This window comes from Geobacter psychrophilus (genome assembly GCF_056821595.1).
Window position 1 is genome coordinate 698,616 of record NZ_JBXDTU010000004.1, and the last position, 16,996, is coordinate 715,611.

A 16,996-nucleotide genomic window follows, 5' to 3' on the forward strand; every position below is an offset into this window, starting at 1 on the left:
ATTTTTAAACAAAGTTTATGTGGTGCTAACAATAACCACGTTCGACAGCGCCACATTTCAAGCCAGAAACCATAATCAGTGCACCTATCCATATCGGTATCCAACTGCACGTTACTAGATAAACATTGTAATGATAATATTTATCAAGATCCAGCCACGATATGATGTCGGATGAAAGCAAGATGGAAGTTAACCCTAGGATTTTGTAAGTCCAGTATGCTGACTTGATTTTCATCATCCATAACGCAGGAAATATTAATATAACATAATAATGCCACCAAACGATGGGAGATAAAGCAAGCGTCGCTGATGCAGCTAGTGTAATACATAAATTTATGTTTTGAAGTAGTTCCATAACAGTATTTTTGATATTCACTCTTATTGCCAATAAAAGACTGACCATTAAGAGTAAACATATTATAGTTTCTGAAGAATTTATACCAATATCCAGTTTGGTAGCAACAAAAGAAGAAATAGAAAAGTTTCCGAGGAACAAGCTCGTACAAAGTTTATTGCTTCCAAGTGCAAGATATTCCAACCAATCGTTCCAAACACTTGAAGACTTAAAATAGAAACATGGAATTAAAAACAAAATCAACATGAAACTCATTGTTACAATTGCAGACATCACAACTGTACGTTTATTGCAATTAACAATTACGCATGCTGCAATAGCTAATGCAACCAGTAAAAAATTAGGTTTCAATAAAACGAATAGCCCCATACCACAAAAAAAAGCCGTACAATTATAAATGTCCAATGGCTTGCTGGATGCTTTTTTTCCAGCAACGAATGAACAAATAACTATCACAAGCAATTGGAAAATATTTACATTTCCAAGCCTAGTATCAGATATAAGCGGTTTAAAAAATGATACTATAAGTATGAAAATAACAAGCGATGGGATATCTAGTCTTTCATACTTGTATAAGGCATAGATTACAGCAATAAATAAAATCAATTTGATCGCCAAAAAACAATTAAAGGCAACCAAATAATCGTCTGGCATTAAAGCATACACAGTATAAATAAGCGGAGTCATGGTCATATCTAACCCATAATTGAATAGACCATGACATATTGAATTAGTTTTTTGCAGTTGCTTTACATTAGATACAATAGCATATTGGTCTAATAAATTGCCGTAAGCATCTATATCTGGGTAAGGACTTGACAAAGTACCATTACTCAATTTCATGGCCTTGCCTATCCCCCAGTAGTTATAAAAATCTATAGCCACCGAAGACTTGTATGCTTCAAAGGCCAAATTTATTCCACACCCCACCAACATAATTGTAAGAACTAAAATTACCAACTTTCTCATATATATTTCCACGGAACCTGTTATTACCAATCTTACATAACCCCTTAATCTTGAATTTCGAAGGTAACTACGCTTGTCCTTGTGTATAATAATTGTTCGCCGCATCATATTCACTTTCAGTATTGACACTCCAAATATTGGATTTATCAATGCATCCAGCAATAATATTTTCCACTGCAATCATGGCTGTTAACATTGAATGGTCTGTGTTGTTGTAGCGATGCATCCCGTTACGGCCAACCAGAAAAAGATTGGTAAACTGGTCAGTATATTTTTGAATGTCTTCAAACCTTTCATAACTGCCAAAATACGCAGGATAGGCTTTTGGCATTCTCAATACCGTTGAATCGAGAACATATTCCTGATCGATAAAGCCAATGCTGACTAGCTCATTTATGGCAAAATCCGTAAAATGAGCATCCTCCATTGACCAGAGGCCGTCCCCTTCGCTACAAAAGTATTCCAGACCAATCCAGACAGTATCTGGATCTTTCACCATATAAGGGCTCCAATTATTGAAAATCTGTATTCTGCCAAGCTTTACTTTACGTTCTTGTATGTAAATCCAGTTATCCGGAATCAGATCGTTGATAGTCTTCAGATTCGTATCGTTAATTATATTAAGTTTTTTTATCAACAAACCGACAGTTATGAAATCTCTGTAAATGAGCCCTTTAGCAACTGCTTTGACAGGCTCAGGAACACTATCACCCATGGCAGAAATAAGAGTTTTCACAGGCATCGAAGAGAACACGTAGTCGGCTTCATACCTGGTCACCTGCCTGCTGATTTCATCATGAACCAATATAGCGGATATCTTGTCAGCGATAGATTCTATTCCGATAACTCTGGAATTAAGGACAATCTTACCGCCGTTATCCTGAATAACATCTGCAACAGCTTCCCACAGTTGCCCCGGCCCCAACTTAGGATAATAAAACAACTCAATCAGACTTGTTTCAATGTTTTTCTGATTTATATCTTTCTGAGACGTGAAAAGTTTTCTAAACGCATTCAGGAGAGTTTTTGCTACCGAGAGACCTCGTATTCTTTGAATCCCCCATTCTGGTTTAATTTTTTCGCAGGGAACTCCCCAAACTTTTTCAGTGTAGTCCTTGAAAAAAGTAAGGTAAAGCTGTCTGCCAAAACGATTTATGAAGAAATCTTCCAAAGATCTTTCCAAACGAGAAGGTAGTAGCAAAACTTTCAGATAACTCAAGCCGATCTGCAACGCCCGAACTAGACCAAGATTTATTAGAGTTTCAATTGAAAGGCTTATAGGATAGTCAAAAAACTTCCGTAAAAAATAGATTCGTGATAATCGGCTTCGCACCAGCATTACACGATCAGTCTCTTCAGGATTCGGGGCGGGAATTGACTTTGTTCGCTTTGATCTAAGAGAACGGTGCCTGCATGAAGTAGCAAGAGGGATGGTTCGGTCAAGCAGCTTGTAATCTTTTGCTGGCTCACCTTGAAGCGGGAAGATGTTGAGCCACCATTCCATTACTCGAATGGATTTAGAAAAGAACCGATGGCCTCCGATATCAATACGATTTCCTTTATAGACAACGGTCTTTGATATCCCGCCAATATCACCGGTCATTTCAAAAACTATCGGGGAAATGTCCGTATTATCTAACAGCTCATATGCAGCGGTTAGACCCGCAGGACCAGCTCCAATTATTATGGCAGTTTTAGACACACATTAGCCCCAGTACATCGATAACAACACCTCATGCTCCAACCCTTCGATGCAGAACAGTACATTGTAACAATTTGTCATGACACGTGGGAGCACTTGTAGAACTCTTTGAATCGGTAAATCAGCATGTACGTTATAAATCTAAGGCTTTTATAAGGCTACAGTAACGTGATCTACATTACAATGCCTGCAATTGAAAAACTATCTTAACTGAAGTGCAGTGCGAAAATTAATAGCATCTTGAGCAGTTCCTCTGATGACTGTGACCAGATCAGCCGAGAGTTTCCCTGACTTCAAACTATCTAATATTTTGACAATTTCTGTTTCAGCTAAAATCTTGGGTTCAACTACGAGTATTGATTTTTCTGATGGTGGGCTGAAGCGCGAAAAGGGCATGATATATACTCTGCCGTATTCAAAAATTCCTAAATAACCTTCAGGAATGGGTCGCATCCCTTTACGGCCGGTCAGATTTTTGCTAACTTCATTCCAGGCGTTGTCCGGCACAATATGGAATACGCGCCGAATAATACCCATTTCCATTGCACGCTCAGTCGCTTTGATTTCCTTCGTTTCCTTGGATTCCGTCGCATTCAGGTAGCGCGAGAAGGTAACAAGCGTCCGCCCCTTAACGCCCGACTTCTGCCATATCTGTTCAAGCTCTGCGGTCGAAACAGCAAATTCAACCCGTGAGGGAGAAACAAAGACCCTGCGACTGGGGCCATAGTACTGGGTAAAGGCAATAACAGCCAAAAATATAAAAGACGTGCAGCTGTAAAGTATTATCTGGCGAGACGGCATCAGAACACTCTTGTGATGGCAGAAGAATCAATGACTGTGCGGTACAGCTCAATGGGAACCTGAAAACCGGCAGAAACCGGAAAAAGATAGCATCCCCAGACCACAATTACGAATAAGAATGCAGCCGATACTTCTAATTCACGATGGTAACGGCTCGCCAAGACGGTGACTGCCTGAGCCACCATCATATAAGCAAACGGCAGAAGCACAAGTGCAGAATAACTGTTAAAGGAACGTTTGCTAACAAAGAATAAACCATAACAGGCAACAAATAAAAGTGGCACCAAGGCGTGGCGCAGGTTGCGCTTTGCAATGGCATACCAGGAGGCAAAGATTGCGGCGGGAAGGACCAGAATCCTGACGAGCGGACTATTAATCTGCAGTGCGAACCTGCCATATTGACCATCCTGTGAAAGCTGGTGGCCAAAGGAGGATGGCTTAATGAACCACTCCCATGGCTTACCGCCTTGCTGCAGGATATCCGCATTTATAAAAGTATAAATATTGTGAATGCGTATTGAATCGGCTTTGAGCAGCAGAAACTCAGCTAACGTGTGACCGCGGGCGAACCAGAGAAAATGTACGATTAAATATAGTGCCAATGGCAGTAGAACTAATGAAACAAAAAATTCAATACAAAGAGACACCGTATTTGACTTAGATTGTCTCACCGCATAATAAAAACCGTAGCCTGCAACCAGCGGAATAGCGAACATAAAGTACGCTTTGGACGCAATTGTTAAACCCAAAGCTACTCCAGGCAATAGTAGTGTACGATGATTATTTTCGCTGTAATCAAGCATTAGATACAGATACAACAGAAAAAAGAATATTACCGGAATCTCCATAGTACCTGCACGACTGAAATGTATATGAAAGGGGTCAAAGGCGAGCATTGATGCAGCCAGCAGAGAAATGGTGTGCCTGCCATATATTTGCTGTGCAATCAGATACACCAGTATGATGGACAATAAACTAAAAACGATGTTATCAATGCGCCACCCGACGGGATTATCACCAAACAATCTTATATCGAGAACATAGATAATACTTTTAAGATAGGGATATCTCCAGTTGCCAACACCGTTTTCAAAGTAGGCCTTAGCTGAAGGAATGTCGATGACTTCGTCACCAATCATTGCATGTTGATCAAACACCCCCCAGAGACGCAACACCGCCGCAAAAACAAATACAACAATAAAGATCTTGGTGCTGACATGCATATCTTTCATCAGATTATGGCCCTGTTAATTTTGTATGAGGCTCTATACACCCTGGCAGAATCTGCTATTTTCTGGAACGCTGAACCCTGCCGTACATTGTAATTATCAATCCAGCCAGACCGATACAGAGGCTGGTCAGCACCACCGGTTTCCCCGGATTGTAGCGAACATTCATGGCAACCCAGTAGCGCACTTCGCGCGCACTCAGCGCATACTCGCCAAAAGGGAGCTTGCTGCCGATAGTGACAGTCCCTTCCGCCAGTCTGGGTAGTTTCTTCTGCATAGCGATAGAGGAAGAGATGTTCTGGAATCCGGATGCCGGAGCGTGTCCGCCACCAGCCGGCATCTCCATTCCCTGCATTCCTGAAAGATGAGCCGCCGCTGCAGATTGTTTGTCTAAACCACCGGACATTCCGTTGTGAGAAGCGGCACCTCCCGCAACCAAAACCGACGCAGGCCAAACCTGGAACCTGACCTTACCCGACCGGTCATTCTTATCGTCAGAGAAGAATTCCGCCTGCAAGCCAAAAAGTGCCTTACCTTGTTCTGACGGAAACTCAATGCGGTCCGGACCGGCATTGGTGCCGGTAGAATAAATATACGAGTTATTTTGCTGTTTAAAACTCTGTAACGGATAATGGGCACCGTAGATTTCCTTACCCTGTGCACTATCCAGAATCAACAGCAGTGAATACCCTTCCCGGTCGCGAAAATACTCGACACCATTGTTGTCAACCTTGTGGTTGATATAGATTTTATCCCTTTTACTCGGCTTCCCGGGTCTATCAAAAGAAAGATCATACGCGATATTTTTTTCTTCTCCATCGACCTTGAATCCCCGATACACCTTCAGCAGGGTAGTAGTACCTTTCAATCGCGGAAAAGAGAAATAAAGTCCATGACGAACACTGTCATATGACTGTTTGACATTATTTGAAATTGTTTCGCCTTCTGTTATTCGTAAAAGTCCGTCAAAATAAAAAAGGCTGTCAAAGACTATCGCCAGGAACATAACTACAAAGCTGAGATGGAACAGAATCATTCCAAAAGTAATAACAGTGATTCGCCTCCGCCAGATTCTGCCAAAAAAACAACAAGCCGTATTGCATGCCAGCAGCACGAGCAAACCATTAAACCAGAGTGAATCATAAATAAAGCGATGAGCCTGTTCAGTGCTGAATAGAATACCACCGCACAGACAACTTATCAGAATCGAAATCAGCAATCCCATCGCCAAACGGGATGAAGCCATAAAGTCATAGACTAGAAGTGCGAGCCTGTTAGCCGGATGATAATAGGGCTCAACCGGAAAGTGCTCACTTTCGCCACTTTTCCCCTGAGTATCGTCATCACATGCCATTATAACCTCTCAATCTTCCAGATCAGACTATTGCCATCCTTTACACCGTAGCCGATGGAATTGCCTTCTGTTTTGATCGTAACAGGAAAAACCATTTCATATCCTTGATGTCGACGATGTTTTTTACCATTCATATCGTAGGTAACAACCATGCGCTTATTACCTTCACGAGCCCGATAGACCAGTTTAGAACCATCTGGAGTAAAGACAGGCTCAAGAGCGGCATCAAAAGCCGGACCATTAACACCATCGACAACAACACAGAACTTTTCATCAATATTGGCTACGAACGCCACACTTCCAGATCGACTGAATGCGGGGTCTTTTACGAAACCGTATTTTTTTTCCTGAGATAGTTTCTGGCCGGTCTGGTGAAAAACATAAAAGCGACTGTACCTGTCGTGTGACTCAAGTAATATTCCGGCACCGCGTCCATCCGGACGGATAATAGGTGGTGCGGATATTCCCAGATCAGCGGGGAGAATCTCTTCTCTACCGTTCACGACAAGAAACTTGCTGGTGCCTTTATCTGCAACAAAAGCTAATGACTCGCCATCTGCCCCAAAAGACAAATCTTGTATCTTTTCATAATTGGATGATTTTACGATTTTATCAGGTGAACCGACAGGAAAGGTCACAGCCCTTTGTGCGGCGCCATCATTCACCACAGCAGCGATACGATCTTTTTTATTATTCATGAGAATGACAGCATCAAGGCACGTTTTCGCAGTCTTTTTCCCGGTCATGATATCATACAGGACTAGATAGCCATCGTTAGCGCCATTGGCTCTTACATGATACACAAGTTGCCCGGAATCGCTGCTGAACAAAAATTCTGACGATACGATTTCCTGAACACCGTCGATCGGCTTTCCGTCGAGGACAACATAGGTCAATCCGTTTTGTTCAACGGCCAGATAGGCAATATGTCGACTATCAGGGCTATATACCGGCGTAAAAACAGTTTTATAGAGTTGATGTGCAACACCGTCAACAACCATCATTCTATATTCGCCCAGTTGTCTTCTGAACGCTACGTGCTGTCCATCCGGAGAAATTACCAGATTTATAATCCCGGTAACCGGATTTCCCCGTTTGCCATTATGTACCACATACTCTTTACCATCGTTTTCGGCAATGTAGGCAACACCTCGGCCGGAAGAGCTGAATGTAATGATATTTTGCTGGATATGATTTTGCCCTTCATCGGTCTGGTTCTTGATATCACTAGCACTTGACAGTGAAACTGCTCCCGCGGCGACTGGAGCATGCTTCTGTAGGCTGTCGCTACGCTGCGATGTGGATACATTATTGTGAGTAACCTGGCGGGAATCTGTATGTTCACGGGAACAACCCGGCAAAACAGTCAGCACATACGCAGTGCATATAAGCAGATAAAAGAAACGTATCCCTGGGTGGCACATCCGGTCATCCTCCATACATGATATGAAAATTAAAAGCCCCACCCTTAAAAGAGTGGGGCTTCAAATGTCAAGAACTGAAAATTACAATTTAATAGGTGCCACCTGGTGTGTAAGGACCTGATGATGTACAACCCGATGTACTTGCACAGGTTCCTGGCCTCCAGTTACCCATGGGACCTCTGGCTCGAATAAATGCATAGGGCCGAGTTCCGAAGGTATTTGTAGCAGCGCCTGTATCACCCATGCCATTAAAACCATGAGCATCAGAAGCACGCGAAGCTAAAAGCGGATTGTTTGCTGAACCATTGGTATTAGAGTGGCAGGCAAAACACGTAGTATAGTAAGTGTCATTTTTGCTGCTACCATTAGCAGCAAACGCACCGCCACCATGGTTTGTCGTTCCGGCATAAGCTGCCGCGTGACAGAGGGTACACAGGTTGTTTGTTGCAGCGTAGTTTGCTGCCCTGAGGGCAAGTGCATTCGTACCTGTAACACCATTTCCATGGGCAACTTCAGTTCCTGTTTGATTACCTGAAGCGCCACTTGCCGAGTGGCAGTCGAAGCAGCTGATCAGGTAGCCGTAGGAGGATGTTGATGCAGCAGAAGTACCACCATTCCACGGTGCGTTCATCCTGGCAGCACGAACAAAGCCGTTGTTCTGGCGGGCGCGGACCGGATGATACGACGCATTTCCGGAAGAAAGCTGCGAGAAGACGTTCATAACGTTACCAGTGGCATTACCGGCAGCAGTTTTTAGTGTTGTCGATATCCATACGAGAGAAGATGAGTTCCCGACAGGATTACCAAATGGCTGCACAGCAGTTCCCGGGAACGACGGGTTTTTCGTCTGGGCATTAGTGCTTGTGGCACCATTGTTATCGTGGCATTTCAGACAAAGATTCATCTGAATTGATGCAATCTTGAGCCATGCCGGATCAGCTTCCAAAGTAACTGAAAGATTTCGCGAGAAACGAGCCGTAGTAAAGTTTGTTAACGTATCGACGTAACGTCCGGCGGCATCGTTGGATCCAAATGCACCGCCACTCCAACGAACCTTACGAACCTGCGTACCGGTATCCGGATCACGGAATTCAATCTCACCGTTACCATGATAAGCAGAATCAGTGGAACCTGTTGAGACGTTTCCTTCCATATGGCAAACGATACAATCCCACTTGCTGGCATCGGATCCAACAGCTGTTGATTTATGGTTACGGGTACCGGAATTTTTTAGATTCAAGGCTACCGCATCACGCGACCCGCCAGTAAGTGGTCCTTTTGTAATTGCAACAGTTGCTGAATGGCAAGAGATACAATCGAGTTTATCAACACCCCACTCAGCCGGACCATGGCATGTGTTAGTGCCGCAAGACCCTTTTCCTGCGGTGACATGATCTTTTTTGGTAAACGTAAAATCACCGAACTGCCGGGTTGCTGATGTCACGTGGACGAATGCAAGCGTTTGGGCAGATGCATTGCGACTATTACTACCATGGCTTGCTGAACCGGTACCATACGTGCTGTGACATACAGTACATGCATAGCCAAGTGCAACAACGTGTTTTCCATGGCTTCCGCTGACATTCGGGAAGACATTGCCTGCAACATTATTGGATGGCCGTCCCGTAGCATCACCATGGCAGGAACTGCAGCCAGAGCCCGGAGTCGCCGCTTTATGGCAGCCACGACAGTCTGGCGGGTTACCTAACACTGTTGCGGGATAGGTGGTATTCGTGCCGTTTGTATGGCAGCCGGATGTTACACAATTAGTAAACGGTGCAGCACCTGCAGCACTGTTATGTGTCGGATAGGGATATGCTGGTGAGTGTCCACCAGCCTGAACGATACCATCGATGTGCAGGCTCGGGTCTTTGAATATTGCAGCAGGAGTCGCCGTTGCCGGTGACAGGTTGAGATTGGAATGACAACCTGTGCAGAGTGTAAAAGCGTTGGTGCCGGTAATTGTTGTCAATCTCGCCGTACTGGCGTGACCGTACAGATGTCGTGGCGGGAGACCATGACATTTATTGCAATCAGCGACCGTCGGTGTTGCCGCAATATAGGTCGTGCTGTTCCAGGTAGGAACCATGTTGGTACCGGAATTCTCCTTACCGGTATGGCAGTGCGTGTTGGAGCAACTGATGACACCACCGGTACGAGTTGCTGCTGGCACAGCGGAATAAGCGATTGAAGGACCTTTAAAATCCAGCCGTGCGGTAGAATACTTGAGATGCGGGATGGCAACATTCGCAAGTGTCGTTTCGGAGACGTTAGCAGGAGGAATATGGCACTCGCTGCAGTGAACTGCACGTGTCGTTACCGTAGAAGGCTTGAGGTGTTCCTGATGCGCTCCGCCTCGTACTGTAATACCAGCTGTACGACTGGTATCGATATTGCCGGTACCGGGGGCGATTGAAGCCCCTGTAACGGTGGTAAATGCCAGAGTTTGCGATCCATGACATTTTTGGCACTGATTGCCACTGGTAGGAGCGAAAGTAGCGCTCCAAGCCGGAGCTGTATTACCGTGACAGGTAACCTTGCTGCAGGTACCGCCTGTCGCAGCAAACGTGTAGTTAAATGCCGGTATCAGCGTGGTATTGGCCGATATGTTATAGAAACCGTTTACGTGTTTGCTGTAGTTGGAAATGGTCGTTCCGTTGTTGGTAACATTGTAGTGACATACATCACAGGTATATACGACACCGGCTTGTGTGTGAGACGGGTGCAGATTTGCCTTAACAGTAGTGGCATATGTCGGTCCTGTGGTTGTCCCACCGGTATGACATGAAGAACAATCAACTGTACTGCCAGCTACCCAGTTTGGTAAAACATTCGGAGCAGAAATCGTTGTACGTCCGTCGGCTTGCTTCGTACCAGCTGTACCAGGACTGTGGCAGTAGAAGGTTGTACAGGTACCGTTACGGTTGGCGGGAGTTGTAGACAGGTACGCCGGGTATACCAGGTTGGTGGCAGCTTTTGAATAACTGGTCGAAGCAAAATCAGTGCCATTCAAAATCAATGAGCGATTACCGGCACTGGTTGCATGTGCAAATCTGTTGGCTTCTACTGTATGGTTGGCATGGCACTTTGCACAGGACAAGGCATCGTAGCCGTAATACAGGCCATGCTTATTTGTCGTATTTGGATGACTGCCGTCCTGAGGTGCGGAGAGCGTCCCGTTACCGTGGCACTGATCGCAGTCATTTACCGAAGAACTGGTATAAGAATATGCTGCAGAACCCCACGTTAACGTTGTTTTTTGGAAATGGCAGTTAACATTGCTACACGTTGCATTTACAGTGTTAAATACTGATGTTTGATTAATGAATGTTCCTTTTCCGTAGGTTCCTCTGATTGTGGCAGTTGAATTAATATGCAGCCGCATATTGATCTTGCCGTCCCGATGGTCCATTTTTGATTGAGCAGTACCATGGCAGGGGGTGCAGGCATTTGGCGATGTGGTTGCGCCCATGTGCCGCTGGTGGTTTCCCACGAACGCACCTGTCGAAATATTTCTATACGACCCATCCAAGGGCCTGTTATCTGCAGGTCCTGGATATGCAACCAAGTTCTGCGGATTTATCGGCGTACCATGACAGTCAGAGCACTGATCGATTAGATTCCCGTTCAACGCGAATGCTGAACCAGAAAAGAATAGCGAGGAAACTAAGCATAGCAACAAGATAACTCGAACTTGTTGATAATATCCCGTGCTTTGACATGTCTTCATACGTAACTCCTCATTCTATGACTAAAGTACGTTATAACTGAAATTACTCTTTAATAGGGGGGGGGCGGTTTCCCGCTCCCCCCTTTTCAACTAAGTATTAATGGCCCTTCGTGTAAGTCTCCGTACTCCAGATTGGTGACTTCTGGAAGTGACAGGCTACGTTTGCACAGGTACCGGACTTCTTACTTGTACCAGATTGAACGGCATTGTAAACAATCGGACGGTTTTTGTCAAACCTGTAATTCGGGTCAACAACAACTTGTACGCTTGCCGTCAAGAAGGTTCCGCCATTCTGGTTATGCGATGTTGAAGGATGGCATGTTATACAACCAGGAGTTGCCGAACCAATTGTGCCCCACTTATCAGAAGGCTTAATGGTAAGCGCCAGGTGACCAGGCACAGAGTGAACACCGCCACCGCCGGAGTAGTTCTGCAACCTGGCGCCAGTGTAGTTATTCAGGTGACCGAAGGTACCCAAGGTCTGAACCGGTGGGTAACCGTGGCAGGAATTACACTTTCCGCCTTCGACGGCACCATTCATATGCTTAGAAAGATCAACGAATGCCGTTGCGCTTGGAGTGGTGGAAACTGTAGTATTTTTGACGTTGTCATGGCAGCTGTAACAAACATCGCCTGTTACACCGACGTGATTGGTTGTAGGAGACGGAGGATAACCGTGACAACCGTTACAGTTTACATTTCCACCCCATGTAATTGCAGGAGCAGTAAATGTAGGTGTGTAACCGGCGGGTGAATTGTGGCAACTAACACTGGAGCAGCCGTTTGCTACGTATGTACCCGCAGCATGCTTGGCAACTGTGGCAGGATAGCCAACATTAGCTACGGTGATGTTGGCATCATTGTGACCTGTGGTCGGTGCAGTTGTAGCGGTAGTTCCAGCAGCATGGCAATCTGTACAGGCGATGGCTGCTCGCGACATATGAAGAACGTGGCCACCGGTTGCGGGACCAGTTGCGGCGATAGCGCCTGTACCGTTGTGACAACCTACGCAGCCTGATGCTGTGTTGGTGCCCCAGTTAGGTGTTGCAACCGAACCTGTTGGTGCATATGGGTTGGCATGACAAGAAGCGGTGGTACAGCTGGCACCAGCTGTGCCTTTGACTTTGCTGAGTGGGTAGCCATCAATAATGTCGATAACACCATTTCTGTGCGATGCTCCGGCAGTTGTCGCCGTTGTTCCAGTGGTGTGACAATCGGTACAGGTGGTATCGTTGTGTTTAGCATGGGAACCGGTAGCAGGACCGGTAGCCAGAATAGCGTTTACGCCGCTATGGCAGCCGACACAGCCTGATGCAGTGTTGGTACCCCAGGCAGGGGTTGTTACAAATGCAGTACTAACGGGGCTTACGTGACAGGAAGCAGTGTTACAGGTAGCACCTGTTGTGCCTTTGGCCTTGTCAATTGTGTAGCCGAGGTCGCCAGGGGTGGTTTTGAAGATGTCGATATTGCCATCGTTGTGCTGCAGACCGGTTGTAGTCGCGGTTGTTCCTGTGCTGTGACAATCGGTACAGGTGGTATCATTGTGCGAAGCATGGGTACCGGTAGCGGGACCGGTTGCTGTAATGGCATTGGCACCCTGATGGCAACCTGTACAGCCGGCTGCAGTGTTGACACCCCAGGTTGGGGTTGTCACAAACCCGGTACCGACCGGATTGGCATGACAGGAAGCGGTGCCGCAGGTACCCAGAACCGGCACAGAGGTCTGGTTGGTGAAGCTAATGGCGCCGGCACCCTTATTATAGGCAACACCAGGAACAAAGGTAATGGTGCCATTACGGTGACTGGTGGTGTACGTTCCGTTGTTGTGGCACGCTGCACAGGCAGCTCCAGCTGCTGACGGAGCAACTGCGGTCTTCATATGCGACTGGTGACTACCCACGAATCCACCGGTGGATATATTCCGGTAGGCAGCATCGACTGGACGCATGTCAGTGCCAGTACGAAGCAGGCCAGTGGCGGGATTGATACCGTCACCGTGACACGAGGCGCAGTCCATTACTGCGAGCGCCGGGCTTGCCATTACCAGCACCGCAACAACCGATAGCAGTGACAGCAGGACTGATTGAAACGTCTTCTTTTGCGGCTTTGCTTCTTTCATACCTTTCTCCTTTTCACTCTTGATTAAGTGCACTCCACTTAGAGTTACAACCTTTGAAACGTGCTGCTAAACCCACCTAAATTACCGCCACCGGTGAAGTGGCGTTACTAAATTTGATCGGACCGTGAAATAGCCGTAAGGAACACTGGGCTCGCTTATATACAAGGGATTTTAACGTACAGCTTTTCATACACATGTCTTTGATATCCTTCAACATACTGTTCACAAGACACTCTTTTTCCCGTTGTTGCCACGTTTCACGATTCAATAAATGCAACACTAATGCCAAAATGGGCGCATAACCTTTACATTGGTCAAGCGCCCATCAATCCTACAGTAAGTTACCGTTGAAATTTAGCATTGTTCGGAAAAGCTGTTCCCCTGATACACGTTTTTTATTTTAAATAACCGAATTTTTTCATCCGATAGCGGAACGCATCTATACCCAGATTAAGTTTTTTGGCGGCCTTCGACTGATTCCAATCGGTATTTTCAAGCGCCTGACGAATCAATTCCTTCTCGACCTCTTCTATATCAATACCTTCCGGCGGGAGCCGGAAGGCCGCCATGGGCGCCCCGCCCTGGGCAGACGCCTTGGCCACGATTTCTAGCGGCAGGTGCTCCATCAGAAGAGACTCATCGTTACCCAGGATAATGGCCCGCTCGATGACATTTTTGAGCTCCCGCACATTGCCCGGCCAGCTGTAATCAAGCATCATACGCTCGGCCATGCCGGCAATGCCCTGCACCTTTTTATTGAAATCCTTGTTGTACATTTCAACAAAGTGTGACGCCAGAGCGATAATATCTTCTTTGCGTTCACGCAGCGGGGTCAGGAAGATCGGGATAACCTGCAACCGGTAATAAAGGTCGTTGCGAAAGCTCTTTTCCTCGATGGATTTCTGCAGGTCCTTGTTGGTGGCCGAGATGATGCGCACATCAACCGTGTACACCCGGCCGCCACCGATGCGCCTGAAGGAACGGTCTTCGAGAAAACGGAGCAGCTTGGCCTGCATGCCCATTTCCATGTCGCCGATCTCATCCAGAAAGACCGTGCCGCCATCGGCCAGCTCAAACAGCCCTTTTTTGGTGGCCTTTGCATCGGTGAACGCACCCTTTTCATGTCCGAACAGCTCGCTTTCCAGAAGCGTTGCCGGAACGGCAGCACAGTTAATGGCAATAAACGGCTTCTCGGCCCGGTTGGAACTATAATGAATCCACTTGGCAACCAACTCCTTGCCGGTGCCTGACTCACCCTGCACCAGGACCGTGGAGGCCTCGCTCCTGGCAACCTTGTCCAGCACTTCCATCAGATACTGTGTCTGTCGGCTTTGTCCGATGATATTGGGGGCCGTTTTTTTGGTCTCGGTGCGCAGCCTGACGACTTCGCGCTTGAGATCGCAGTTTTCCAGTGCTTTTTTGATGATAATGGAAAGCTCATCAAGGTTAAAGGGCTTGCTGACGTAATCGTAGGCCCCCAGACGCATGGCATTGACAGCCGTTTCAAGCCCGCCATGGGCCGTGAGCATGACGACAATTATATCCTCGTCAAATTCCTTGATCTTTTCCAGAACCTCGATGCCGCTGATATCGGGCAACTGGATATCCAGGAGCACCAGATCGGGCTGCTGTTCACGGGCACATCGCAATGCATCTTCACCGGTACCCGCCATAATAACATCATAGCCCTGTTTTTTCAGATTCTGTTCCAGCGACCAGCGAATCAGGTGCTCATCGTCAACAACCAGTATCTTGTTGAGTTTCATCCTCTCTCCTCAGTGCATCGATCTCGTTCGTGTTGCAGGCCGGAAGCTCTATAGTAAAGACGGTTCCATGGCTATCGTCACTGGTGACCCGGATATCACCATGATGCAGATTGATAAGTTTGCAGCAGATCGGCAGTCCCAGTCCGGTCCCCTGGGCCTTGGTGGTAAAGAACGGCGTAAAGATCTTTTCCAGAATCTGCGGCGGGATGCCGGGGCCGGTGTCAGCCACATCGATCCTGACATACTCCTTATCCTGCCGGAAGGCCCTGCTGGTGGTAATGCTGAGCTTCCCGCCACCCACCATGGCCTGAAAGGCATTCAGAATTATATTGAGAAAGACCTGCTGCATCTGCTTTCCGTCAGCGTACACCGGGGGCAGCCCCTGAGCCAGATTGATCTGCTTTTCTATATTCACGACGCTGCGGTGCTGGGAAGCGAACTTGCAGGTCATACTGAGAACCTGATTGATATCGATGCAGGTAAGTTCCGGCAGTGACGGCTTGCCAAAAAACAGCAGGTCATTGACCGTTTTGTCAAGTCGCTGCACCTGCTGGAGCACCTCACCCAGAATCGAGTTGCGCGGGTCGTCAGGGGAAATGTCGTCCTTGATGATCGTGACCGCGGCTGAAATCCCGGCCAGGGGGTTTTTGATCTCATGGGCAATGCCGGCGGCCATCTCACCAATGGAGGCCAACCGGTCCGCCCGTTCCAACTGCTGGAAATGAAACTGTTCCAGTTCAACCTTGGCAACATTAAGCTTATCCACCATCGAGTTGAAGCTGCTGATAAGGCGGCCGATCTCATCTTTGCCGCTGTACTGGATGCGAACACTCAGATCACCTTTTTCAACCCTCGACATATTATCAATGATCCTGTCCAGCGGCTTCTTTACAAATTTGAGCAGGATGATTGATATGGTGATTGCCAGAAAGGCGGTGATTGCGATCGATGAAGCAATGAAAATCCGGGAGGCCGCCAGCATCTGCATCTTGGTGCGATTGAGCGAATAATTGATATTGAGGATACCGATAACCCTGGCTTTCGTGCCGTGGCAGGTGTGACAGATCGGTTCATTATAGATCGGCTTGACCATGCCCAGCACTTCGCCATAGGGGGGCAGATCAAATATGCCGTAATTTTTGGGGCTTTGATAGAGCTTGTAGTCGTTCATACTGACCGCCCGGCCGACCTCGGCGTGGTTGGATGAGCGCAGTACAATCCCGTGGGGATGGAAGATGCGTACGCCGACCAGCTGGTTATGCTGGCCGACCATAGAGAGTATCGAACTGACATCCTGAACATTGCCCAGGTGCATGGTATTATAAATACTGCTCTCAACCGTATGCAGCAGCAGTTCGGTACTCTCGCGGGCGGTATCGATCAACTGAGCCTGCTGGTACCGAACGTTGAAGGTCGCGTATATAAATATACCGCACACCAGCAGGGTGATGGTCGTTGCGATGATGCGGGTTGTCAGGCTATTGAACAAGGAGGTCTCCTGGTGGGTGCAGGAACCGTTCAGGGCGAAAACACCTTGATTTCATGCA

General features: G+C 46.9%; 10 protein-coding genes. All 10 read right to left on the reverse strand.

Annotated elements, in window-relative coordinates:
* Positions 1 to 25 precede the first annotated feature (25 nt).
* The 10 genes from ACOCF6_RS05475 to ACOCF6_RS05520 all read right to left on the reverse strand — a co-directional run bounded on the left by ACOCF6_RS05475 (position 26) and on the right by ACOCF6_RS05520 (position 16,938).
* Positions 26 to 1,324: a hypothetical protein gene (locus ACOCF6_RS05475; protein ID WP_482459385.1), complete on the reverse strand. Its 1,299-nt coding sequence runs from the start codon at positions 1,322 to 1,324 to the stop codon at positions 26 to 28.
* Between the two features lie 67 nt (positions 1,325 to 1,391).
* Positions 1,392 to 3,026, reverse strand: a complete 1,635-nt coding sequence (locus ACOCF6_RS05480; RefSeq protein ID WP_482459386.1) for an NAD(P)/FAD-dependent oxidoreductase — start codon at positions 3,024 to 3,026, stop codon at positions 1,392 to 1,394.
* Between the two features lie 201 nt (positions 3,027 to 3,227).
* Complete coding sequence (locus ACOCF6_RS05485) at positions 3,228 to 3,827, reverse strand: hypothetical protein (protein WP_482459387.1); 600 nt, start codon at positions 3,825 to 3,827, stop codon at positions 3,228 to 3,230.
* A complete protein-coding gene (locus ACOCF6_RS05490; protein WP_482459388.1) occupies positions 3,827 to 5,059 on the reverse strand; it encodes an ArnT family glycosyltransferase in 1,233 nt (410 codons plus the stop codon). The genes ACOCF6_RS05485 and ACOCF6_RS05490 overlap by 1 nt, the downstream gene beginning before the upstream one ends.
* A gap of 55 nt (positions 5,060 to 5,114) precedes the next feature.
* Positions 5,115 to 6,410: a cytochrome c biogenesis ResB family protein gene (locus tag ACOCF6_RS05495; RefSeq protein ID WP_482459389.1), complete on the reverse strand. Its 1,296-nt coding sequence runs from the start codon at positions 6,408 to 6,410 to the stop codon at positions 5,115 to 5,117.
* Entirely contained in the window at positions 6,410 to 7,834 is a 1,425-nt protein-coding gene (locus ACOCF6_RS05500) for a TolB family protein (RefSeq protein ID WP_482459390.1), read from the reverse strand. Before ACOCF6_RS05500 ends, ACOCF6_RS05495 begins: the two co-directional genes overlap by 1 nt.
* Positions 7,835 to 7,922: 88 nt before the next feature.
* Positions 7,923 to 11,327 (reverse strand): CxxxxCH/CxxCH domain c-type cytochrome, encoded by a 3,405-nt coding sequence (locus ACOCF6_RS05505; RefSeq protein ID WP_482459391.1) that lies wholly within the window; start codon positions 11,325 to 11,327, stop codon positions 7,923 to 7,925.
* Positions 11,328 to 11,661: 334 nt separating this feature from the next.
* Positions 11,662 to 13,683, reverse strand: a complete 2,022-nt coding sequence (locus tag ACOCF6_RS05510) for a CxxxxCH/CxxCH domain c-type cytochrome (protein WP_482459392.1) — start codon at positions 13,681 to 13,683, stop codon at positions 11,662 to 11,664.
* A 395-nt stretch (positions 13,684 to 14,078) separates the two neighbouring features.
* Entirely contained in the window at positions 14,079 to 15,449 is a 1,371-nt protein-coding gene (locus tag ACOCF6_RS05515; RefSeq protein WP_482459393.1) for a sigma-54-dependent transcriptional regulator, read from the reverse strand.
* Positions 15,421 to 16,938 (reverse strand): sensor histidine kinase, encoded by a 1,518-nt coding sequence (locus ACOCF6_RS05520; protein ID WP_482459394.1) that lies wholly within the window; start codon positions 16,936 to 16,938, stop codon positions 15,421 to 15,423. The genes ACOCF6_RS05515 and ACOCF6_RS05520 overlap by 29 nt, the downstream gene beginning before the upstream one ends.
* Positions 16,939 to 16,996: the final 58 nt, after the last annotated feature.

What these genes read in the sequence shown, in the direction of transcription:
- ACOCF6_RS05475 (WP_482459385.1), bottom strand. Translation starts at nt 1,324, where the DNA reads ATGAGAAAGTTGGTAATTTTAGTTCTTACAATTATGTTGGTGGGGTGT.
- ACOCF6_RS05485 (WP_482459387.1), bottom strand. Translation starts at nt 3,827, where the DNA reads ATGCCGTCTCGCCAGATAATACTTTACAGCTGCACGTCTTTTATATTT.
- ACOCF6_RS05490 (WP_482459388.1), bottom strand. Translation starts at nt 5,059, where the DNA reads ATGAAAGATATGCATGTCAGCACCAAGATCTTTATTGTTGTATTTGTT.
- ACOCF6_RS05495 (WP_482459389.1), bottom strand. Translation starts at nt 6,410, where the DNA reads ATGGCATGTGATGACGATACTCAGGGGAAAAGTGGCGAAAGTGAGCAC.
- ACOCF6_RS05500 (WP_482459390.1), bottom strand. Translation starts at nt 7,834, where the DNA reads ATGTGCCACCCAGGGATACGTTTCTTTTATCTGCTTATATGCACTGCG.
- ACOCF6_RS05510 (WP_482459392.1), bottom strand. Translation starts at nt 13,683, where the DNA reads ATGAAAGAAGCAAAGCCGCAAAAGAAGACGTTTCAATCAGTCCTGCTG.
- ACOCF6_RS05515 (WP_482459393.1), bottom strand. Translation starts at nt 15,449, where the DNA reads ATGAAACTCAACAAGATACTGGTTGTTGACGATGAGCACCTGATTCGC.